The organism is Okeania sp. SIO2C2 (assembly GCF_010692625.1).
Classification (GTDB): Bacteria; Cyanobacteriota; Cyanobacteriia; order Cyanobacteriales; family Microcoleaceae; genus Okeania; species Okeania hirsuta.
Genome location: NZ_JAAHGM010000027.1, coordinates 60,046 through 84,036, shown reverse-complemented (window position 1 = coordinate 84,036; position 23,991 = coordinate 60,046). Strand labels below are relative to the sequence as shown.

The 23,991-nt window shown below is 38.1% G+C and carries 12 protein-coding genes; 6 read left to right on the top strand and 6 right to left on the bottom strand.

Features of this window, described 5'->3' with window-relative positions; translation table 11 throughout:
- Window positions 1-665: 665 nt before the first annotated feature.
- Window positions 666-2,465 carry a hypothetical protein gene (locus F6K18_RS20895; RefSeq protein ID WP_287523615.1) on the top strand — a complete coding sequence of 600 codons (1,800 nt, stop codon included), beginning with the start codon at window positions 666-668 and terminating at the stop codon, window positions 2,463-2,465.
- 169 nt (window positions 2,466-2,634) lie between these two features.
- Entirely contained in the window at window positions 2,635-2,862 is a 228-nt protein-coding gene (locus F6K18_RS20890) for a hypothetical protein (RefSeq protein WP_287523612.1), read from the top strand.
- Window positions 2,863-2,940: 78 nt separating this feature from the next.
- On the opposite strand, the gene F6K18_RS20885 is transcribed toward F6K18_RS20890, so the two are convergent.
- Window positions 2,941-4,122, bottom strand: a complete 1,182-nt coding sequence (locus F6K18_RS20885; protein WP_287523609.1) for a hypothetical protein — start codon at window positions 4,120-4,122, stop codon at window positions 2,941-2,943.
- A 1,262-nt stretch (window positions 4,123-5,384) separates the two neighbouring features.
- On the opposite strand from F6K18_RS20885, the gene mfd reads away from it, so the two are divergent.
- Window positions 5,385-8,927: a transcription-repair coupling factor gene (gene mfd / locus F6K18_RS20880; RefSeq protein WP_287523607.1), complete on the top strand. Its 3,543-nt coding sequence runs from the start codon at window positions 5,385-5,387 to the stop codon at window positions 8,925-8,927.
- Between the two features lie 274 nt (window positions 8,928-9,201).
- Here the strand turns inward: mfd and F6K18_RS20875 are convergent, their stop codons facing one another.
- Window positions 9,202-9,417 (bottom strand): hypothetical protein, encoded by a 216-nt coding sequence (locus F6K18_RS20875; RefSeq protein WP_287523605.1) that lies wholly within the window; start codon window positions 9,415-9,417, stop codon window positions 9,202-9,204.
- A 408-nt stretch (window positions 9,418-9,825) separates the two neighbouring features.
- Here F6K18_RS20875 and F6K18_RS20870 point away from each other — a divergent pair, with 408 nt between their 5' ends.
- Complete coding sequence (locus tag F6K18_RS20870) at window positions 9,826-9,981, top strand: hypothetical protein (RefSeq protein ID WP_287523602.1); 156 nt, start codon at window positions 9,826-9,828, stop codon at window positions 9,979-9,981.
- A gap of 16 nt (window positions 9,982-9,997) precedes the next feature.
- Complete coding sequence (locus tag F6K18_RS20865; RefSeq protein ID WP_287276758.1) at window positions 9,998-10,600, top strand: hypothetical protein; 603 nt, start codon at window positions 9,998-10,000, stop codon at window positions 10,598-10,600.
- A gap of 570 nt (window positions 10,601-11,170) precedes the next feature.
- Here F6K18_RS20865 and F6K18_RS20860 read toward each other — a convergent pair.
- Window positions 11,171-12,652: a WD40 repeat domain-containing protein gene (locus F6K18_RS20860; RefSeq protein WP_353735131.1), complete on the bottom strand. Its 1,482-nt coding sequence runs from the start codon at window positions 12,650-12,652 to the stop codon at window positions 11,171-11,173.
- Here F6K18_RS20860 and F6K18_RS20855 point away from each other — a divergent pair, their 5' ends adjacent.
- Window positions 12,653-12,796 (top strand): hypothetical protein, encoded by a 144-nt coding sequence (locus tag F6K18_RS20855; RefSeq protein WP_287523598.1) that lies wholly within the window; start codon window positions 12,653-12,655, stop codon window positions 12,794-12,796.
- 616 nt (window positions 12,797-13,412) lie between these two features.
- Here F6K18_RS20855 and F6K18_RS20850 read toward each other — a convergent pair.
- From F6K18_RS20850 to F6K18_RS20840, 3 genes are all read right to left on the bottom strand, one after another.
- Window positions 13,413-14,612, bottom strand: a complete 1,200-nt coding sequence (locus tag F6K18_RS20850; protein WP_287523596.1) for a glycosyltransferase — start codon at window positions 14,610-14,612, stop codon at window positions 13,413-13,415.
- A 658-nt stretch (window positions 14,613-15,270) separates the two neighbouring features.
- Window positions 15,271-17,202 carry a S9 family peptidase gene (locus F6K18_RS20845; protein ID WP_287523594.1) on the bottom strand — a complete coding sequence of 644 codons (1,932 nt, stop codon included), beginning with the start codon at window positions 17,200-17,202 and terminating at the stop codon, window positions 15,271-15,273.
- Between the two features lie 1,344 nt (window positions 17,203-18,546).
- Window positions 18,547-23,991: Ig-like domain-containing protein (locus tag F6K18_RS20840; protein WP_287523593.1), on the bottom strand; the 5,445-nt coding region annotated here is incomplete at its 5' end.

The window sequence follows — 23,991 nt, the reverse complement described above, 5'->3', positions numbered from 1 at the left end:
ACTTATTATTCAAACACATTCTTTTTTCATGTATGGTATAAAATCAGTAAAAAAAATACCTATAAGTTAACTTTTTCTAGATGGAGAAGCGCTATATGGAATGAGAATTATGTTAAGTCAAAAGTTATTAAAAATATAATTGCTGTTTGACGGAGGAACGAAAAAAATCTGTTCATTATTAAATGTTAAATGATGAATGTTTTGACTGGATTAAGTACAGTTAATCTAGATTAGCGAAGGCTAAAATGTTAAGATAACACCATTTCAAAAAAATACATCTAAATTAACTTTTTCTAGCATAGAAAATCGCCATGAGGGAAGTTTGGGTTTAACAATCTGGAAAATTAAATTTGAGTATAATTTTTCCCCATTCCTTATTAGCTATTCCCTGTTCCCTTTTTTGATAAATATGAAATGTTTTGACTAGATGAAGTACAGTTAATCTAGATTAGCGAAGGCTAAAATGTTAAGATAACACCACTTTCAAAAAATACCTCTAAATTAACTTTTGATATCTATATAGATAAGCGCTATAGGGGAGGTTTAGATTTGGCAATCTGGAAAATTAAATTTGAGTATAATTTTTCCCTATTCCCCATTTCCTGTTCCCTATTCCCTATTCCCTATTCCCCATTCCCTATTCCCTATTCTCTTTTTTGATAAATATGCAACGTACTCATTCTAAATTAGTTTTAGGAATAAATTTATGTTTAGCAATAATTCCAGCTATAGTTCTAGGAATTCTTATTCTTAAGTATAGTTTGAATGTACCTATTCAAGACCAATGGCAAATTGCTGCTGTCTTTGAAAAAGTTAATATGAGAACTTTGTCTTTCAACGATTTAATGGCACAGCATAATGAAAGCAGAAAATTTTTCCCCAGACTAATTTTTATTGCCCTAGCATTTCTGACAAAATGGAATATTAGATATGAAATGTTAGTCATATTTTTACTTGCCTGTATAATTGCTGTAAATATTTATCTTTTAAATCGATTAACAATTAATGCTTCCCCAATCAAAAGTCTGACCATAGCATTAGTATCTAATATTTTTATCTTTTCTGCTGTGCAATATGAAAATTGGTTATGGGGTATTCAAATAGTTGTTTTTCTTCCCATAGCTTGTATTACTACCTCTATATTAATTGCTTATTCTCCACTGAATAATACAGCGAAATTTTTAATTTGTATGTTACTGGCAACCATCAGCACTTTTTCTTATGCTAATGGTTTATTAGCATGGGTAATTGTCTTTCCAGTTTTAGCTTTAAGCAAACTCAAATATTGGTCAGATATACTAAACAATATCAAACTATATATCCTTTGGATAATTGGATTTATAGCAAATATATTCTTATATTTTTACAATTATCAAAAGCCATTATATAACCCTAATCCAGTAGAATCTATTCAATATCCAGTTCAAATATTTCAATATTTCCTAGCATTTATAGGTACTGCTCTTGGTATAGGTAGCAGTGTACAACCTCTCAATAATTCAATTGTTCTCGGCTCAATAACTATTACTCTATTTATTTGTTTATGTTCTTATGTACTATGGCAGATTAAAGACTATCAAATTAGGTATCAAACCATTGGTTGGATTATGCTTGGTTTATATACAATTATTAGTGCTTTAGTTACATCTCTTGGTAGAGTTTCATTTGGTATAGAACAAGCACTTTCCTCAAGATATACAACCTTTTCCACTTATCTAATAATCTCTATAATTCATTTAATGATTATTGTGGGGGAAGATTGGAGAAAAAAAGAATACTTGTTAATTGACAGAAGCCTATTCTCCAAAATAATTTGCTGGTTTATCGGCATAATAACTGTTCTGCAAATACACAATTTTACCTACAGTATAGAAAAGATGAAATCATGGCGACAAAATTATTTGAAATATAAAGGCTGTTTATTACTAATTAATTTTACTCACGATAACTGTCAAAATTTGATTGATTCTTACTATTTTGAATCTTACAGACAGCGGGCGCGTTACTTAACAGAAATGGGTTTTTTACACCCTGGTTTAATTAAAACTAATCGTATTCAAGACCTTGTAGATACTAGTAATAAAAGAGAAGTAGAAGGTCTTTTTGAGAAGTTAGAATTCATTGGTGGTAATAATTTATTAGCGACTGGTTGGGCAATATTTACTGATACAGGTTTACCTGTAGATGCCATTGTTTTAAGTTATGATAATTCTCAAGGTGAATCTATTGTTTCTGCTGTGGCAGATATGACAATACCAAGACCTTATCTGGTGAAAGAATTTAAGGGTCAAAAATACTTTAAGTCAGGATGGCAAAAGGTATTGTCTACCCATAAATTTCCTCAAGGCAATATTAATGTTAAAGCTTGGGCATTAGATACAGATACTGCTAAATTTTATCAAATTCCTGGTATTCATATAGTTAATAAGAATGGTCAAAATCTTAGTGTTGTTTCAAATAGTTAGGGTTTGCTGAAAAAGCTTTTTAGTAGGTGTAGGAGACAGGAGACAGGAGTCAGGAGTCAGGATGAATGGGAATTATAATAGAGGGGAAATATACAATTAATTTTGCTTAGTACTTAGTATTATTTTTCAAGTGATAACTGGTAACTGAAATGACCTTAATGAAATAGATTTGCCTAATTTATGGATTTTAGCTACTTCTGCTTCTGAGAAATTAATCAATAGTTTTGGTTTTTCATTAGACCAAAAAAACTGGATTTCAGGAGTTTATATTCTCCCGGTTGGTTGGAAAACAAATTTAATTGTTATTAATCAATTACCAGTAATTCCCATAAACTTTTTGGTTAAGAATTTTAGGCAAGGGAAAAACTCAAGAATTAGCTATATTAGAATTGGTTGATTTATCGCCAGAAAACCCTTTGAAAAATCTGGCACTAGAGCTGTAATTTAGTCCCAATAATATTGTCGCAATTTTAAATTATTCAAAAAATTTATCTATATCTTTAACTAAATAATCGAATAAAATATCGGCAGCTAATAAATTTCCAGCACTATTCCAATGAGGTTCCCGAAGTAAGTATAAAGGACGTATTTTTTGTTCTATTCTAAATTTATCTAACATATCTATATAAGGAATACCATTAGCTTCTAAATACTTCTTCAAAATCTCTTGCTGACAAGTCACATTATAAGACTCTCGCTTCAAATCATCATATTCCGCAAAAATATCATTCAACAATTCATCATTAACTTGATATTCGTCAGGATAAATTGCCACAATAAAGTCAATGTTCCGAGATTTTAGTAATTTTTGCATTTCTGAAATACTCTGAAAAATATAGCTAATGTTATCGTCTCGCTTACCCTCAAGTAAATCTCTAATCTTACAAAACTTGAGCCGACTTTTTTCTACCCGCAAAAAAGCTTTTTCAGATAAAATTCCCGGTGATTTTTCCCGTTCAATAATTGGAGCTGATGCTAAATTTAAACTAGCGACTAGAGAACTACTAGATAACTGGGCAGAATCTTGTTTAGCCTTTTGTAATTCTTGGTAAACTTGATATTTCTGCTGTAAAAACATCAACAATCTAGACCTACCAATAATCGGATAACCAAAAATAATTAATTCATCTTCCTTATCTATATCTATATAGATACCATTGACAATAATTCGTTTTCTTTCTGGGTCAGCATCCCGAAAATCATTACCAACAAAAAAACCTAATACTACTAAATCCGGATTATATTGCAACCCGTATTTTTTCAACATACCTAACTGCTCCCCAGTATGAGTTCCTGGATAGCCTACATTTATCACATCAACTTGCTGTTTGCCATAATAATTATCAAATTTTTTCTCCAACAAAGCTGTATAATTTCCTTCTTTTCCACCAGCCCAATTAAACGAATCACTAACCACTAACAAGCGAAATTTATTCTGGTCTTTTTGTAAAGAATAATCTCTATCATTAAAACCAAATTGATTATTTCCATTAATATAAGGTCGCACTCGAAATCCTAAATCTGAATCATACTGATAGAGACTTTTAAATAGATAAGGCTCCAAAACAATCATCACAATTTCTACCAAAAATAGAGGTATAACTATCCAGGTAAATGTTAATAATAAAAATGTATTAAAATTTTTCCAGTTAATCAATTTAAAGTATTTTGATAACATTATAGAGAATAAGGAAGAAGGAAGAAGGAAGAAGGAAGAAGGAAGAAGGAAGAAAAGGAATTTTCCGAAAAAACACTATATGTACCATAGTGCTATAGGTTTTATCTACTATATATAGTGTCTTTGCCTAATTATTGTCAAAAAAATAGGATGTATTTCAGCTCCAATTCAAACAGAACTTAAGGAATTTTCCGAAAAAAACACTATATTAGGACTTACGCAGATACGCTATATATAGTACTCATAACTATTGTCCAATAGTTACTGGACTCTATACACAGTATCTTTGCGTAAGTCCTGTATATGTATCATAGTGCTATAGTTTTTATCTACTATATATAGTGCCTTTGCCTAATTATTGTCAAAGAAATGAGGATGTATTTCCCTTCCAATTAAAACAGGACTTAAGGAATTTTCCGAAAAAAACACTATATGTACCATAATGCTATAGTTTTTATCTACTATATATAGTGCCTTTGCCTAATTATTGTCAAAGAAACAGGATGTATTTCGGTTTCAATTAAAATAGGACTTAAGGAATTTTCCGAAAAAAACACTATATGTACCATAGTGCTATAGTTTTTATCTACTATATATAGTGCTTTTGCCTAATTATTGTCAAAGAAACAGGATGTATTTCGGTTTCAATTAAAATAGGACTTAAGGAATTTTCCGAAAAAACACTATATGTACCATAGTGCTATAGTTTTTATCTACTATATATAGTGCTTTTGCCTAATTATTGTCAAAGAAACAGGATGTATTTTGGTTTCTTTCCTACTGACAGTTTTTTCCGCTCCTCTACTCCCCCACTCCCCATCTCTCCATTGTCTCGTAGCACCATACATAGGGCTACGCGCAAGTCAGAAGTTAGAAGTTAGAAGTTAGAAGTAATCCCTGACACTCGTTTGAGCATTTATCAATGTCCTAACCTATTTGAGTAGTGCTATATCTAAATAGATTAAGATAATAAATTGTTAAATTTTGCTATCCTGACTCCTGACTTTAGCCTCGCTGACTCTTGACTTCCGGCTGAGAAAATCAACTTATAGTGTGTAGCGCTAGGGAATAGGGAACAGGGAATAGCAAACTTTCAATAATTGATAATTGATAATTGATAATTGATAATTACCTTTCCCTAAAAGGAAGAGGATTGAATAAAAGGAAAATTTTTTCTCTCTAGTATTTTCTTGCCTCATGCTTTAGCCCTCGGTACTGATAACTGATAACTGATAACTGAAATGACACTATCTTCTATTATTAAACTGCTCGGGCGATCGCCCTTAACAACCGAACTCCTAAACAAACTCCAACAATACCAATGCCTACAACTCAACGGCGCTCCCCGTTTACCCAAAGGCTTAGTTGCATCTACCCTGGCCCAACAACAACAGCAAAATTTATTTATCGTTACTGCCACTTTAGAAGAAGCGGGACGGTGGGCGGCACAATTAGAAGCAATAGGATGGCCAACAGTACACTTTTATCCCACCTCAGAAGCATCACCTTATGAAACCTCCCACTCAGAAGAAATGATTTGGGGACAGATGCAAGTATTGGCAGACTTGTTGAGTGAGAATGCTCCAGAAAATGCAACTGGCAACAGCGATAATAGCAATAAAGCAAAAATGGCCATAGTGGCAACAGAGCGATCGCTCCAACCCCACCTACCCACAGTTAAACAATTTCAACCATACTGCCTAACACTCAACCCAGGCATTACCAGCAACTCCAAAACCTTCAGCACCACAGGGATATCGGCCACAGATACACAGATAAATCATTCTCAGTCTGATAGTTTAGAGTGTATATCTTTAGATGAAAAACTCGCTCAGATGGGATACGAACGAGTGCCGTTAGTAGAAACCGAGGGTCAGTGGAGTCGCCGAGGGGATATTATAGATATATTTCCCGTAGCATCAGAATTACCAGTGCGCCTAGAATGGTTTGGCGACGAACTCGAAAAAATTCGGGAATTTGACCCTTCTACTCAACGCTCCCTCGATAAAATTGCCAAAATAGTAGTGACTCCCACAAACTTTAGTCAGTGGGGGTGGGGAAACTTAGAGTCAATAACCGACTCAAAATTTGTCTCCCTTCTAGACTATTTGCCAGAAAATACCCTAGTCGCCATAGACGAAGCTGACCAATGTGCTGCTCATGGCGATCGCTGGTTTGAACTGGTAGAAGAAAACTGGCAACAACTCAACGCTGATGAAACATCCCAACCATTACCAAAAATTCATCGCACTTTTGCCGACTCCCTCGCAGAAGTAGAATTATTTCCCAGACTATATTTATCCGAACTCGTCAAAGAAAGCAATATCAGTATTACCAGCTCAGTGGAATACACCCTCAACCTCGCCAGTCGTCCCTTACCAGTCATGCCACACCAATACGCAAAACTGGCAGAAAACCTGCGCCAAGAAAGGGAACGAAAATTTTCCGTATTCCTCATTTCCGCTCAACCATCGCGCTCCGTATCCCTACTCCAGGAACATGACTGTCCTGCTCAGTTTATCCCCAACCCCCGCGACTACCCCGCCATAGATAGACTGCAAACCCAACACACCCCTGTTGCTCTCAAATATAGTGGTTTAGCAGAATTAGAAGGATTTATTTTGCCCACATTCCGGTTAGTTGTCATCACCGACCGAGAATTTTATGGACAACACACCCTCGCCACTCCCACCTATATTCGCAAACGTCGTCAAGCAGCTTCTAAACAAGTAGATCCGAACAAACTGCGTCCCGGAGATTATGTAGTTCACCGTCAACATGGTATCGGTAAGTTTGTCAAATTAGAAAGTCTGACTCTGAATAATGAAACCCGCGACTATCTGGCAATTCAATATGCTGACGGTTTGCTCAGAGTTGCCGCAGACCAACTTAGTTCTCTGTCGCGACTCAGAAGTACGGATAAGAAAAAACCGCAGCTCAACAAACTTACAGGTAAAACTTGGGAAAGCACCAAAAATAAAGTCCGCAAGTCAATCAAAAAATTAGCCGTTGACCTGCTGAAACTTTATGCTCAACGCGCCAAACAAACAGGTTATAGTTTTCCTGCTGACTCCCCATGGCAAGAGGAAATGGAAGATTCGTTTCCCTATCAACCTACACCCGATCAGTTGAAAGCAACTCAAGATGTGAAAAGGGATATGGAAAGTGAGCGAGCAATGGATCGTCTTGTTTGTGGTGATGTGGGTTTTGGTAAAACAGAAGTTGCTATTCGGGCAATTTTTAAAGCAGTCACTGCTAACAAACAAGTAGCATTTCTCGCCCCGACTACAGTTTTAACTCAGCAACATTACCATACTCTCAAGGAACGTTTTGCACCTTATCCCATAGAAATAGGTTTACTCAACCGCTTCCGTACTAATAATGAAAAGAAAGAAATTCAGCGGAGGTTGGCAACTGGGGAGTTGGATATTATTGTTGGCACCCATTCTATTTTAAGCAAAACGATTAACTTTCGTGAGTTGGGGTTGTTGGTGGTGGATGAGGAACAACGGTTTGGTGTTAACCAGAAGGAAAAAATTAAGGCGCTCAAAGCTCAGGTAGATGTGCTGACTTTGACTGCAACGCCAATTCCTCGGACTTTATATATGGCGCTTTCGGGCATTCGCGAAATGAGTTTAATTGCGACTCCACCACCTTTGCGTCGTCCGATCAAAACTCATCTTGCACCCTACGATCTGGAAACTGCTCGCACTGCTATTCGCCAAGAATTGAATAGAGGAGGGCAAGTGTTTTATGTTGTGCCGCGCATCGAAGGTATTGAAGAGTTGGCAGGAAAGTTACGAGAAATGATTCCCGGAGCTAGAATTAATATCGGTCACGGTCAGATGGATGCTAACGAATTGGAGTCAATAATGCTCACGTTTAATGCTGGTGAAGCTGATATTTTGGTTTGTACGACAATTATTGAGTCTGGTTTGGATATTCCTCGCGTTAACACGATATTAATAGAGGATGCTCAAAAGTTTGGTTTGTCTCAGTTGTATCAGTTGCGGGGAAGAGTTGGTCGCGCGGGGGTGCAAGCTCATGCGTGGTTGTTTTATCCGACTACTGCTTCCGGTGGGATAGCGCTGACAGATGATGCTCAAAAACGGTTGCGCGCAATTCAGGAGTTTACCCAGTTGGGTTCTGGATATCAGTTGGCAATGCGAGATTTAGAGATTCGGGGTGCGGGGGATATTTTGGGTGCAGAACAGTCTGGTCAGGTGAATACTATTGGGTTCGATCTGTATACGGAGATGTTGCAGGAGGCAATTAGTGAGGTTAAAGGCCAGGAAATTCCCCAGGTGGATGATACACAAATTGACTTGAGTTTGACTGCATTCATTCCCGCAGATTATATTCCAGATTTAGATCAAAAAATGAGTGCATATCGGTTAGTTGCTGCTGCTAATAGTCGGGAAGAGTTGAGTCAGATAGAAATTGATTGGAGCGATCGCTACGGTACTATTCCGAAAGCTGCTTTACAGTTATTAAGGATGATGGAATTAAAACAAATTGCCAAAAAATTAGGCTTTTCTCGGATTAAATTAGAAGGGAAACAACACGTTGTTTTAGAAACACCAATGGAGGAACCAGCTTGGAATTTATTAAAGGAGAAATTACCAGGTCATTTAAAGTCTCGTTTTGTGTTTAGTAAGGGTAAAGTAACAGTTCGTGGTTTAGGTGTTTTAAGTGCTGATAAACAGTTAGAAAATTTAATAGAATGGTTGATTAAAATGGAAGGTGCTTTGCCAGAAACTCAATTAAATTTTCAGTATTTATAAAAAGTGTTTTGACTATGATTGGGAGGGGTGTTATTAACTTATTTTGTGACTAAAAAAATCAATAACAATTTGACAACTGTTTGCTACAAATACCTAGGCTATTTATTAGTAGTCAGGTAGGGAAGCCGCCACATTGGCAACCTACAGAATGAATAGTTTTCATACCATTTTTTAGGCTGTAATATCATGTGCCCCCTTCGGGGAGCTACGCTTACAGTAAAACAGTTATAATTAGGGCTTGCTGATTAAATCTAAAAGCATTGACATATAAAGACTAAAGAATTTTTGGAGTCGAATTGCAGTGCAAATTTTTCACCTCTTTATGCTCATGCATGGAGCGTATTTTAGGCGCATAGTTGGGCAGAAAAATCATTCTTACAAAACGCCCGCTCCTACCTCCTATAAATTCCAATTTCTCCTGTCTCCTGTCTTCCCCTCCTGGGAGGGGTTGGGGGTGGGTTATCTCCTGTCTCCTACCCCTACCACTCATACTTTTTCAGCAAACCCTAATTATGCTCGTAGTTGTGCTCTAGCCCTAACATAAGTATTTATACCACATCCGGTTTAGTAATAGGATATTCAAAAAACTTGAAGTCTTTGCTATAGATAGGATTTGGGGATAGGGTAAGTACCTCTTCATCAGCGGATTTAGTATTAAAAGGGCTAAACCCCAACTACAAACAAAAATTTTACTATAACTAATTATGCGTTAGCGTAGCTCCCCTGGAAGGCAGTAGGGTAGCTTCCCCGGAGCAGATACATAATATAATTTATCTTTTTAGTTAAAGGGACATCTCCTGTAGACTCTTTTAATTACCCTTACTATTCATATAGCGTTTCTCAAGTTGAGGTACAGTTGTTTTTCTTCTTTAACGATTTAGAACAAACTATTTTCGGTATGGTTTCTAACGGTAAACTTTGGGAATTTGGTAAATTGAAAGGAGATGTTTTTACCAGGAATATTATCAGTTATACTCTGGGAGACTTGGAGAGATTATTTGCAGTTATAAATTATGTGTTTCAGCAGTGTTTGTTAGAATTAGAGAATAATTAAAACAGAGTATTAAATCATGCCATTCAGTAATTACAAAAATATTGCAGCAGTCGCTAAAGAATATCAAATCAAATATATTTCTGCAAATTTTATCAATGAACTGGAATTTCCAGTGCCTCAAAATTTTAGAGAAGAATTAGAATTTCTACTTTCTCATGGAACCATATACGGTTCAGAATATGCTATTTGCGAAAATTTAATTTATCCTCTTTTGAAAGAAGTCTGGAAATCTTATTATGAGAAACTGACGCTTTGGAGCCACGAAACTTTAATTTATGATGAAAAACTTTCAGGACAACCAGATTATATTGTGACTAAACTCAATCCTCTAGGCAGAATGATTTTTGACAAACCCTATTTTTTAGTAGTTGAAGCCAAGCAAGATAAATTTGAAGAAGGATGGGGTCAATGTTTAGCAGAATTATTAGCAGTACAGAAAATTAACAACGATTTAGAACAAACTATTTTTGGTATTGTTTCTAATGGTAAATTTTGGGAATTTGGTAAATTAAAAGGAGATATTTTTACTAGGAATACTATTAGTTATAGTATTGGAGATTTGGAGAAATTATTTGCTGTTGTAAATTATGTATTTCAGCAATGCTTGTTACAGTTGTAGAATAATTAAAATAGTCTCTTAATCTAATATTTAGTAGTAAAATAACACTTGGAAATAACCAAAATTGGGATTAAAAATTCCTGAAAAAAAGTTATTTTTTATAATTGAAATATCAAAAACATACCGCTGTATCTCAGATGAAGCAATTCGAGATTTAGAATAAATTTGCGATTATATTCCTGTAAACAATTCTAATACCAATTTGATAAATATTTGCTACAAATAACTAGGTTATTTCTCAGGAGTAAACCCACCCCTAACCATTCCCAGGAGAGGAAGTCACCGAGTCATAATGAATAGCTTTGCATAAATTATCAATTATTTCTTCCTGTTCCCTGTTCCCTGTTCCCTGTTCCCTCTTTTCTGGAGATGTCTAGTTATAGATAGGTTAACTGTTTAGGAATCAGGAGTCAGTCCTCAGGAGTCAGGAGAAGAAAGAATTAGAAAGATGAGCGTAGTTATGGCGATTGGAGAATTTTTTATGTCCAATTAAACGGATTTGATATAATATCATATCCGTTTGAATACTTATACTTTCAAAATCTAATTACTCAACCGGATATGATATGATTAACTAACTTGCCACAAACGAACGACACCGTAGCGACCACTAGATGCTAAAAAGTTGCCATTTGGAGAAAACGCAATACTGTTAACAATATTAGTATGTCCAAATAAAGTTTTTAGGGATTTACCAGTAGTAACATCCCATAAACGGATAGTTTGGTCGTCACTTCCAGATGCCAACATTTTACCATCAGCAGAAAAAGCAACTCGATTAATTATACTCTGATGCCCTATTAACAGTCTGCTCATTTTTCCAGTGGCAATATCCCATAACCGTATAGTTTTCTCTCCACCCGCAGATGCTAATAATTTGCTATCTGGGGAAAAGGCAACTGTTTTGACATACATTGTATGTCCTGAGAAAATTTTCAGGGGTTTACCGTTGCTAGTATTCCATAACCGGACTGTTTTATCTACACTTCCAGATGCCAACATTTTACCATCTTTGGAAAAAGCAACACTCCAGACTAAATCCTCATGGCCTGTAAGCAGTGCTAACTTCCTACCAGTAAGTACATCCCATAATATTAATGTTTCTTCCCGACTACCAGATGCTAGTAACCTGCTACTGGCAGAAAAAGCCGCACTTTTAACTACATCTGTATGTCCTGTCAAAATTCGCGTTTGTTTTCCGGTAATAGCATTCCACAAACGCACGCTAGTATCATCACTGGCAGATGCTAATAACTTACCATTTGGGGAAAAAGCCAAGCTACCGATTAAACTTTCATGTCCTTTGAGAATGCGTAATTGTTCCCCAGAAGTAGTATTCCATAACCGGATGTTTTTATCCCAACTTCCTGATGCTAAGGTTTTGCTGTCGGGAGAGAAAGCAATACTTTCTACTCTATTCATAAACCCCTGAATTAGGTGTTCTAATTCCCCAGTGGTAACATTCCACAAGCGCACGGTTTCATCTCCACTGCCTGAAATTAATAAACTGCCATCGGGGGAAAAAGCGACACTGTTAATAAAACTTGTATGGCCAGTAATTAGTTGTAACTGTTTTCCTGTAGTCACATCCCATAAGCGCAAATTGTTTTCATCTCCTGCGGATACTAATAATTTGCTATCTGGAGAAAAAGCCACATCATATACTTTAGAGCTATGACCCTGTAAAACTCGCAGTAGTTGACCAGAAGCAACATCCCATAAGCGTATAGTTTCATCCCAACTACCGGATGCTAATGTTTTGCCATCAGCAGAGAAAGCCACAATTGTCACCCGACCTTGATGCCCTGACAACAGTCGTATTTGTTTGCCAGTGGCAACATCCCATAAGCGTATAGTTTCATCCCAACTGCCGGATGCTAATATTTTGCCATCTGGGGAGAAAGCAACTGTTTCTACTCGTTTAATATTTTCTTTAAGCACTTGTATTTGCTTGCCAGTGGCAACATCCCATAAGCGTATAGTTTCATCCCAACTGCCGGATGCTAATATTTTGCCATCTGGAGAGAAGGCAACGTTATTAACTGGGGAAATATGTCCTTGTTTATAGCTGATTTACTTAATACCATTGTATTTAATTTTATTGAAGAAGGAAGAAGTAAGAAGGAAGAAGGAAGAAGGAAGAAGGAAAGAGAATCACAAAGATTTAGTAGTTATGACGATTGGAGAATTCTTTGACAGCAGATTCCAGCAAGCGTGAGGTACACCCCGATGCGGGCAAGATGCCCGCACTATAAACATTTAATTATCGGTACTTTGATATTTTTTATAGCGAAAATGCCTTCAAAGCTAGTAGGGGTAAGGGAAATACGTTGCTCTGGCTAAAAATGGCTCTTTGCGTAGTATTCCGCAGGAAAACCTAGATATATCAGGAAAAAGGTTGGTTAAATGTAAAACCTAGACTATATAAGGGTTTGATGCTGTTCTTAACATATTTTTTGTCAAAGTACCATTATTAATCATAACTTACGCAGAACCGCCATATCTAGTAAGGGGGATTTCCTACGGAATGCTCCGCAAACGCGATCGCCCCTACAGATGGTGTATGACCTAATATAGCAATGTGCGCTGGCATATTTACAAATTGCAGGAGGTGTTCAATAGCTAAAAGTCTTATATTATCAGCTTTTTATTCCCCCAAATGAGCTGTTCACTATTGCCTGTTCCCTGCGCGCAGCGCTATATTTTGCGTAAGTCCTGTTAATATCTGTGGTAAGCATTTCCTGCGGAATGCTGTGCAAAATGAAGCTAACTGATAGCTGACTGCTGATTGCTGACTGCTGATTGCTTACGTTTATTGTTGAAATTTTTCTGGTGAATAAGTTCGCCCTTTCCAATGACTACCTCGCCCTCGCCAGTGTCGCCAAGCTGAATCTATGGTAATTAATGTATAGATAAAAGCAACAGTTGGTAAACTCATGGCATAGATTGGTGAAAGTTGATAAAATCTGACAATAGGTAAGTAAGCTAAAAACATTAATATTCTTGCCAATAAAGCGATCGCTACTATTTCCCACCAACTAAAAATTACTCCTAAAATTATTCCTAATGAGGGAACTAAATAAATTAATTTCATCCCTATGACTGTTACTACTAATAGCAGCGGTGAATAATTTAACTGAATAAAAGCAGTACGAGCAACCATACTCCAAATACTAAATAAATCGGGATAGGAACGTCTACTTTTCGTGTCTGAAGTTAGCCCTAACCAAATCTTTTTATTGGTTGATTTTTGTTTAACTGTTTTAGCTAAAGAACAATCATCTATTAAAGCATTTTTAATAACTTCTATTCCGCCAATTTCATCTAAAACTTGGTGACGAATTAATATACAACCTCCAGCAGCAGCAGCAGTAGAACTTTGCGGATTATTTACCCATCTAAATGGATATAATTTTTGGAAAAAAAATACAAATGCTGGAATCATTAATGCTTCTGTTAAAGTTTGGCATTGCAGTTTCACCATTAAAGAAGCTAAGGCTAAATTTTCCTGTTCTGCTTTAATAATAAGTTGGCGAATATTTGTGGATCTATGTTCAATATCTGCATCAGTAAAAAGAAAATAATCGGGTGCTTGAGTTTGTTGTTTTGCATATCTAATTCCTTGATTAATTGCCCATAATTTTCCACTCCAACCACTAGGTAAATTTCCTGCTGAAATTACTTCTAGCTTAGTAAAACTATCATTTTGTTGAGCTATTAGTTTCGCAACATTAGCTGTGTTATCTTTGCTATTGTCGTCCACCAATATAATCTTGAAATTCCCTAGATAGTCTTGATTTAATAAGGATTTTAGTGTCAATCTCAATAATTTTGCTTCATTTCTAGCCGGAATTATCACAGAAATTGACGGCCAATATTGAATTTTTCTAATTTCTGTTTCTGATATTGGTAATAATCGTTGATCTGCCAACCAAAATTTGCCTCTAAAAATTAATAAATATATCCATATTATTAGATTTAAAATTATCGTTATCAATAATATTTGCTGCATAAATTAACCCTGAAGTCTAAATTTAAGAATATTTAAAGTCAAGCTATAGGTGTTAAGTCTTGGATTTTAAGTGAATGATATCATCTCCGCTTAATTAGTGGTTAAAAAACTTTTTCCTGCCCTATTCTTATTTACATTATTTATCTCTTTTCACTGATTTATAACTATTCAACTAAGCATGATACTATATCATGCCCGAAGGCAATCGTTTGTGTAAACCTAAGGGTGAATATCTACAGGAAATTTAGGTTTTTTTCTTGCTCAATAGCCTTCTTCCCTCTTCTTTCTTCCTTACCTTCGCGCTTACAATACCGATGCTACCGGACATGATATAACCTACGATCTAATACCATTTTAATAAACAGGTGAAAGACTTAGGTTACCCTTTGGTTAGAGGTCAGAAGTGATTGGGTAATTGTCATACTCTTCCATAACTTTAATCAAGAAGTTGCACATAATAAACTTAAGCATTGCCTTGCTTTGAGAAACTCTATTTATATGCAGATTCATCAAGATTTGGTATTAGGTAAAATCTTGTTACCTACAACCTAAAACCTAAAACCTAAAACCTACCACCTTCTATAAGATTTTGCATTAGGTAAAATGTCGTTACCTACAACCTAAAACCTAAAACCTACTACCTACCATCTTCTTCTTCCTAGAGATTAATAATTTCTACCTCCTCTAAATTATCAGCAGGTGTAAATCCAAATACACGGGAGTAAAAATAAAATTCCCCATCTAAAGCTCGTTTAATATTCTCTGAACGACGAAACCCATGTTGTTCTTCTGGAAAGGCAACATAAGCCACTGGTAACCCTTTTTGCTTTAAAGCTTCTAACATTATTTCTGCTTGATTTGGTGGCACAATTTTATCTTCTAAACCTTGGAAAAAAATCACAGGACAAGACAAAAGCTCAGTAAAATTAATAGGCGATCGCTGTTTGTATAAATCTTTTTTTTCAGGATAAGGACCAATCAATCCATCTAAATAACGAGATTCAAATTTATGAGTATCTGTAGCTAAAGCCTCTAGATCGCTAACTCCATAATAACTAGCACCAGCCTGAAAAACATTCTTAAAAGTTAATGCACATAAAGTAGTATAACCTCCTGCACTACCACCAGAAATACCCATACGATTACTATCAACTAAACCCTGTTTAGCTAAATATTGAGCGCCATTAACACAATCATCAACATCAACAACTCCCCAGTTATTTCTTAGTCTTTGCTGATAGTCTCGTCCATAGCCAGTACTGCCTCCATAATTAACATCAAGTAGAGCAAAACCACGACTTGTCCAATATTGAATTTTTAAGCTTAAACTACTAGAAGTTGCTGCTGTTGGACCACCATGACTCTTGACTAAAAGAGGTGGTTTTTCTGATGTTATTTCTGTGTAATCTTGATTAGTTGGTGGATAAAATAAACCATAAGCAGTGTTGCCATTTTCAGTAGGAAATTCTATTGATTGAGGAATAGATAAATAGCCCGAATTAATTTCTAAATCTGTAGAACGTTTTAAAATTTCAATAGCACCTGTAGATAGATTTATATTGACAATTTCAGTGGGTTTTGTGGGAGAACTTCCCAGAAAATAAACTCGCTCTCCTTTAACTTTTAAAGAACCCATAGAAGTATAGGGTATTTCTATTTGCTGTAGATGTTTTTTCGTAGCATTAAGAGTTGCTAAATGCCAAGTTCCATTTTGAGTAAAAGTGCAAATAATTTTGTTTGCTGCTGTAAAACCATAAGTAGACATTCCAAATACCCATTGTGGCATTCCAAACTCTGCATTTAAAGGATATAATGGTTCTACATTTACCATTTCAGTTCCTGAAACTCGATAAATATTCCACCATTTAGAGCGATCGCTAACAAAATATAAGATACCTTCTGGCGACCATTCCGGTTGAAAAATTGATTCTTGTTTGCCACCTGCAACTAATTGAGCTTCACCTAATAAACCATTTGCATTAATCTTAGCTACCCATAACTCAGTACCATCCCAAGGCATATTAGGATGATTCCAACTTATCCAACAAAGTCTCTTGCCATCAGGACTCAGACGTGGTGAGGCATAAAAATCATTACCCTCGACTAATATCTGAATATCTGCCTTATTTTTGATATTGATGCTAACTATCCTATTTATAGGTTCTCCACCTTGAGTATGATCTTCCTGAATACAAATTAGGCGATCGCGCTGTTTATCCATCACAGCATCAGCATAACGACAGTTTACTTCTGGAGTTAAAGGTTGAGGAGTTGCATCTGGAGTCTGGCAGTAGAGACGTTGGTCAGCAAAATTAGAAAAATAAATCCTGCCATCTGTCACCAAAAACGCACCTCCTCCGTATTCATGGACTCTGGTGCGGACATTAAAAGGTGGGGGAGTGATGTCAGTTGTCTGTCCATCTGGAGTGTGACAGACAATTACATTCCGTCCACCTTCTGAAGGTCGTCCCTCGATCCAGTAGACATCCTCACCATCAATGGCAAGACTGCTAAGTCCAATTGTCCCTGCCACAATCAAATCAGCAGTGATGGGAGATTTCCAAGAGCCATAAGGTGCTATTTCTTTCATAGTTTAAAATTAATATTATAGATTATAAAGCAATATTTACTATTAATTGTGTCATTGTCAGTCACTAAATCTTAAATATTCAGTTTCATTTAATATAGGACAATATAATTTTGACTTCACTACCGCCATTCAATCTACAATATTAATACAACCCAATAATATAGAATCCGGTTATATAGTATATGTTTATAGTTCTATAAATTACTTCAATTACTTCAATATTCGGCGTTGCACAGTGACAAATGATTTTAGATTTTTGATGAACAGGATTTTGGATTAATCAATTGCTAAAATGATTAATATTAGGTTTTTTACTCAAAGTCTAAACTAATTTTTGGCAATATCATTCCATAATGTGCAAACCCTAATATTCTATCTCCCCATCTCCCCTGCTGGCCTTGGTGAATCAAGCTATGAAACCTAAACTTAGCCAAATATAAAATGCTTTTCAGTTAATAGTTATACAATTTCTCCATGAAGTTGCGCTTAATAAAAGATAACAGCTATTAGTAAAATTCAGGTTTGTGTAAGAATTATTAAGCGCATTATGACAGATAAATGGTATTAGGCAATTGCCATTAAAGCACAATCATAGCCAAAATTACCAACGCCCCAAGGCTATTCTCAAGTCTTTGTTAACTCTATGATTGAATAGTCTAGGGATATTAATGGTGGGTTGGGGAGCAATTAAATACGACCGCAATATTGAGTGCGTTCGCAACACATCCTCTAGTAAACTGAATGGATGCGATCGGCTAAAAAGGAGGAATTTTTGATGTAAATCGATAATGGAAAAAATATTGAACACCTTGCCCCGTCTTACTTGAAAAATATTCAAAATTTCTCCTATAAACTGCGGAATGTGAGGTGAAAAAGTTTTTAGCTGGTGGTGCATTGTAATGGTCGTGCATTGTAATTATTTTTTTATAGCAATGTGCGCTGGCATATTTACAAATGGCAGGAGGTGTCCAATAGCTAAAATCTTATATTATCAGCTTTTTATATCATGTCCGGTTGAATACTTAAACTTTGGAGGAGGTAAGGCAGAAGGCAGGAGGCAGGAGGCAGAAGGAAAGAAAAGGTTAGAAGGGAAAAGGTTTTTTATCACGCTATTATCCGGACATGATATTATTCCCCCAAATGAGCTGTTCCCTATTGCCTGTTCCCTGCGCCTAGCGCTATACCAGACACGGTAGTGGGAGCATCTTGCTCCCTTCGCGGGCAGGATATCCGCACTACCGATTGCTTATTCCTATTTACCATTACGCGAGCAGGACTACCATTTTAATACTGCCAACTTACCCCTACTTCAAATTATGCGAAGTTGTAGACTATTCTCATTTATTAGATCAAAAAGGAATCATTGAGAGTAGTTAAGCGAGATGCTATTTGCCCTGAGGTCGCAGACAAATTTTCTAGAGTAACTAAAAGTTGATCGTTCCAGAAAATAGAAATGTTGTCTCCAACAGGATTGATTGTTAAGTTCTGTTCATCAGTAGTCAGTCCATCAGTTAATACGAGGAAGTCTTGATTGATATCGAAGTCGGTGATGATATCTGCTCCTTGGTTAAGGTTGATTAGGAAGCGATCGCCACCACTACCTCCAGTGAAAGTATCATCACCTTCCCCACCACTCAAGAAGTCATCACCTGCTTCTCCCAGGAGAGAATCATTTCCTGACGATCCAAACAAGCTGTCGTTATCTTCACCACCTAACATTGTGTCATTACCATCTTCACCAAACAATTGATCCTCACCTTGATTGCCAAACATGAGGTCGTCTCCTGTGCCACCAAACAACTCGTCTTGCTGGCCTTGTGTGCCAACTGCTGCTACAAGTTCGGGGTTATCTCCATAGAGAGTATCATTACCTTCATCGCCACAGAGAGTATCATTACCTTGATCGCCAAACATAAGGTCATCTCCTAGCTGACCATATATTAAGTCATCACCCTTACCACCTCGTGAAGTATCATTGTCTTCACCACTAAGGATAGTATCTGCAGCATAGTTACCACTGAGGAAGTCATTTCCGGCACCACCAGAAATCAAGTCCTTTCCTAATACATCAGGATCAGTAACACTATTGTTGCCACCATAGATTGTGTCATCTCCTTCCTCCCCTAAGAGGGTATCGTCTCCTTGGTCGCCAAACATGGAATCATCATCCTTACCACCATAGATAAAGTCATTTTGTTTACCACCGTACATGACATCGTTTCCACGACTGCCTTGCATGACATCGTTACCTCGACCGCCATAAACAGAATCTTCTCCTACTTCCTCTTCTGATAAATTTGAACTAGGATCACCAACAATTTGATCGTCACCATTTTCACCCATGAGTACATCGTTCCCCTCCTGCCCGAAAAGAATATCTGATTCTTTTCCACCACGGACTTCATCGTTACCCTTACCACCCATGAGCAGATCATTGTAACGGTTGCCGTTGAGGGAGTCATTACCCCTTCCACCATTCATAGTATCGCTACCAGCAAAGTCTTTGTCAGTACCACCAGCGGTACCACCCCAAAGAACGTCGTTATCTTTGTCACCTAGAACAAGATCGTTGCCTATATCACCCCAGATTACATCATCTTGCTTACCACCACGAACTATATCGTCTTCTTTACCAGAGTTAATAACATCATTTTGTTCTTTGCCATTAACAAAATCTTCTCCACGGTTAGAAAAAATTCGATCTTCACCCTCACCACCATAAATAATATCATTGTTATCACCACCTTCTACTGTGTCATTTCCACCCAAGGCATCAAAAGGTTGTCTGATGCTGATATTTGTAATCAATTCACTTGCTTCTGTACCGAAGAATAACTCCTCAAATAGATTGGTTTCGTCGATAACTATAGAGGGTAAAATAGGTAAATCTACAAGTTCTATAGTTGGAGGAGGAGGACATGAACGATCTTCATTTATAGGAGTTGGTTCTGGAGTTGGTTCTGGAGTTGGTTCTGGAGTTGGTTCTGGAGTTGGTTCTGGAGTTGGTTCTGGAGTTGGTTCTGGAGTTGGTTCTGGAGTTGGTTCTGGAGTTGGTTCTGGAGTTGGTGCTGGAGTTGGTGCTGGAGTTGGTGCTGGAGTTGGTGCTGGAGTTGGTGGTGGAGTTGGTTCCGGAGGATTAAAAACATCAATAGAAATATTGGCAGGTTCTAAAGGGTTACCATTAGGGTTATTGGCCACATAAGGAATACTCACAACTCCTATAAACCCTGGAGAAGGAGTGAAAGTTACATTACCTTGATCATCTACTTCAAAGGTACCTTGATCATCTACTTCTAAGGTGGTCTGAATTCCTGGAGTCTCTGGGTTGAGGTCAATAGAAGTCAGGTCTATAGGAGTATCGTTATCAGCGATATTCAGAGTTACAGGAGTATCAATAACAGTTGTGGCACTGTCATCGTCTAGAATACCAAGTTCAGTGACATCAATAGAAATATTGGCGGAGTTAGAAACTGCACCACTACTATCTTGGACTGTATAACTAATCGGAGTTGTCTGACCTGTAAAACCTTCTACTGGGGTGAAGGTGAGGTTTCCTTCATTGTCTACTGTGTATGTGCCTTCTCCTGGTTGTGTGAAGGTAGTATCCTGTTGTGGGGTATTGGGGTTTAGGTCTACGGTGGTGGTGTCTATTGTTGTCTCTGGATCACTATCATCATCGGTAATGTTGAAGGTTACTGGTTGCCCTGCTACTGTGGTGCTGCTGTTGTCTGTTGCTACTGGTGGTAGGTTTACTACTTCCACTGTGATATTGGCATTGTTTGATGTATTGCCGTTGTTGTCGTTGACAGTATAGGGTATTGTGACAACTCCGATGAACCCATCTACTGGTGTAAAGGTCAGGTTGCCGTTTTCATCTACTTCAAAAGTACCTTGGTCTGGTAGTTCTAATGTTGTTTGATTTCCTGGAGTATCTGGGTCTAGGTCGATGGTACTGGGGTCTACTTCTCCTTCGAGGTCGATGTCGTTGTTGGTGATGTTGAATGTTACTGGTTGGTTAATAAAGCTGTTGGCAAAGTCATCGGTAGCTATGGGAGGACTGTCAATTACTTCTACGATGATATTAGCTGCGTTGGTGATGTTGCCTGCGGTATCTTCTACGGTGTAAGGAATTGTGACAACTCCAATAAACCCATCTGTGGGAGTAAAGGTGACTATTCCTTCTTGGTCTACTGCAAAGGTGCCTTGGTCTACTGTGAGTGTTTTTTCTGGTTCTGGGGTACTGGGGTCGAGGTCGATAGTTGCTGGTGCTATGTCTTCTTCAGGCTGGGCGATGTCGTTGTCTGTGATGTTGAAGCTGACTGGTGTGTTGATGACTGTGCTGGCATTGTCGTCGCTTGCTGCTGGCCGTATTTCTGTGACTGTGACTGCGATTTCGGCTGTATTTGATAGATCGCCATTGTTGTCGGCGACGGTGTAGGTGATGGGTGTTACTTCTCCGAGGAAGTCGGCAACTGGTGTGAATGTGATGTTGCCATTATCGTCTATTTCAAATGTGCCTTGAGCTTGTTGTGTGAAGGTGGTTTGTCTGCCTTCTGTGTTGGGGTCTAGGTCTACTGTGGTTAGGTCTAATGTGCCGTCACTGTCTGTGTCGTTTTCGCTGATGTTGAAGGTGACTGGTATATTTACTCCGGTGTTGGCGTTGTCGTTGGTTGCTACTGGTGGTGTGTTGATGACGGCGATGGTGATGTTGGCGCTGTTTGAGAGTTCGCCGTCGTTGTCGTTGACTGTGTAGGGGATGGTTGCTTCTCCTACGAAGTCTGGTTCTGGTGTGAATGTGACATTGCCATTATCGTCTACTTCAAATGTGCCTTGTCCGGGGATGGTTCTGGTTTTTTGCTCTCCTGGTCTGTTGGGGTCTAGGTCTATGGTGCTGGGGTCGATGTTCCCGTCTATGTCGTTGTCGTTGTCTGTGATGTTGATGGTTGCTGGCTGGTTTTTTAGTGCTGTGCCGCTGTCGTTGTTGGCTATTGGGGGTTGGTTGGGAGGTAGACTCCCGACAACATCAATAGAAATATTGGCAGGTTCTAAAGAATTACCATTAGGGTCATTAGCTACATAAGGAATGTTCACCTGTCCTGTAAACCCTGGTACGGGAGTGAATGTGACATTACCATCATCATCTACTTCAAAGGTACCTTGCTCTGGTATTTCTAATGTTTTCTCAATTTCTGGAGTATCTGGGTTGAGGTCTATGGAAGTGAGGTCTATAGGAGTATCGTTATCAGCGATATTCAGAGTTACAGGAGTATCAATAACAGTTGTGGCACTGTCATCGTCTAGAATACCAAGTTCAGTGACATCAATAGAAATATTGGCGGAGTTAGAAACTGCACCACTACTATCTTGGACTGTATAACTAATCGGAGTTGTCTGACCTGTAAAACCTTCTACTGGGGTGAAGGTGAGGTTTCCTTCATTGTCTACTGTGTATGTGCCTTCTCCTGGTTGTGTGAAGGTAGTATCCTGTTGTGGGGTATTGGGGTTTAGGTCTACGGTGGTGGTGTCTATTGTTGTCTCTGGATCACTATCATCATCGGTAATGTTGAAGGTTACTGGTTGCCCTGCTACTGTGGTGCTGCTGTTGTCTGTTGCTACTGGTGGTAGGTTTACTACTTCCACTGTGATATTGGCATTGTTTGATGTATTGCCGTTGTTGTCGTTGACAGTATAGGGTATTGTGACAACTCCGATGAACCCATCTACTGGTGTAAAGGTCAGGTTGCCGTTTTCATCTACTTCAAAAGTACCTTGGTCTGGTAGTTCTAATGTTGTTTGATTTCCTGGAGTATCTGGGTCTAGGTCGATGGTACTGGGGTCTACTTCTCCTTCGAGGTCGATGTCGTTGTTGGTGATGTTGAATGTTACTGGTTGGTTAATAAAGCTGTTGGCAAAGTCATCGGTAGCTATGGGAGGACTGTCAATTACTTCTACGATGATATTAGCTGCGTTGGTGATGTTGCCTGCGGTATCTTCTACGGTGTAAGGAATTGTGACAACTCCAATAAACCCATCTGTGGGAGTAAAGGTGACTATTCCTTCTTGGTCTACTGCAAAGGTGCCTTGGTCTACTGTGAGTGTTTTTTCTGGTTCTGGGGTACTGGGGTCGAGGTCGATAGTTGCTGGTGCTATGTCTTCTTCAGGCTGGGCGATGTCGTTGTCTGTGATGTTGAAGCTGACTGGTGTGTTGATGACTGTGCTGGCATTGTCGTCGCTTGCTGCTGGCCGTATTTCTGTGACTGTGACTGCGATTTCGGCTGTATTTGATAGATCGCCATTGTTGTCGGCGACGGTGTAGGTGATGGGTGTTACTTCTCCGAGGAAGTCGGCAACTGGTGTGAATGTGATGTTGCCATTATCGTCTATTTCAAATGTGCCTTGAGCTTGTTGTGTGAAGGTGGTTTGTCTGCCTTCTGTGTTGGGGTCTAGGTCTACTGTGGTTAGGTCTAATGTGCCGTCACTGTCTGTGTCGTTTTCGCTGATGTTGAAGGTGACTGGTATATTTACTCCGGTGTTGGCGTTGTCGTTGGTTGCTACTGGTGGTGTGTTGATGACGGCGATGGTGATGTTGGCGCTGTTTGAGAGTTCGCCGTCGTTGTCGTTGACTGTGTAGGGGATGGTTGCTTCTCCTACGAAGTCTGGTTCTGGTGTGAATGTGACATTGCCATTATCGTCTACTTCAAATGTGCCTTGTCCGGGGATGGTTCTGGTTTTTTGCTCTCCTGGTCTGTTGGGGTCTAGGTCTATGGTGCTGGGGTCGATGTTCCCGTC

Coding starts and splice junctions, on each gene's coding strand:
- F6K18_RS20875 (WP_287523605.1), bottom strand. CDS start 9,417: ATGAGTGGTAGGGGTAGGAGACAGGAGATAACCCACCCCCAACCCCTC.
- F6K18_RS20865 (WP_287276758.1), top strand. CDS start 9,998: ATGCCATTCAGTAATTACAAAAATATTGCAGCAGTCGCTAAAGAATAT.
- F6K18_RS20845 (WP_287523594.1), bottom strand. CDS start 17,202: ATGAAAGAAATAGCACCTTATGGCTCTTGGAAATCTCCCATCACTGCT.
- F6K18_RS20850 (WP_287523596.1), bottom strand. CDS start 14,612: ATGCAGCAAATATTATTGATAACGATAATTTTAAATCTAATAATATGG.
- F6K18_RS20855 (WP_287523598.1), top strand. CDS start 12,653: ATGTCCTTGTTTATAGCTGATTTACTTAATACCATTGTATTTAATTTT.
- F6K18_RS20895 (WP_287523615.1), top strand. CDS start 666: ATGCAACGTACTCATTCTAAATTAGTTTTAGGAATAAATTTATGTTTA.
- mfd (WP_287523607.1), top strand. CDS start 5,385: ATGACACTATCTTCTATTATTAAACTGCTCGGGCGATCGCCCTTAACA.
- F6K18_RS20870 (WP_287523602.1), top strand. CDS start 9,826: ATGGTTTCTAACGGTAAACTTTGGGAATTTGGTAAATTGAAAGGAGAT.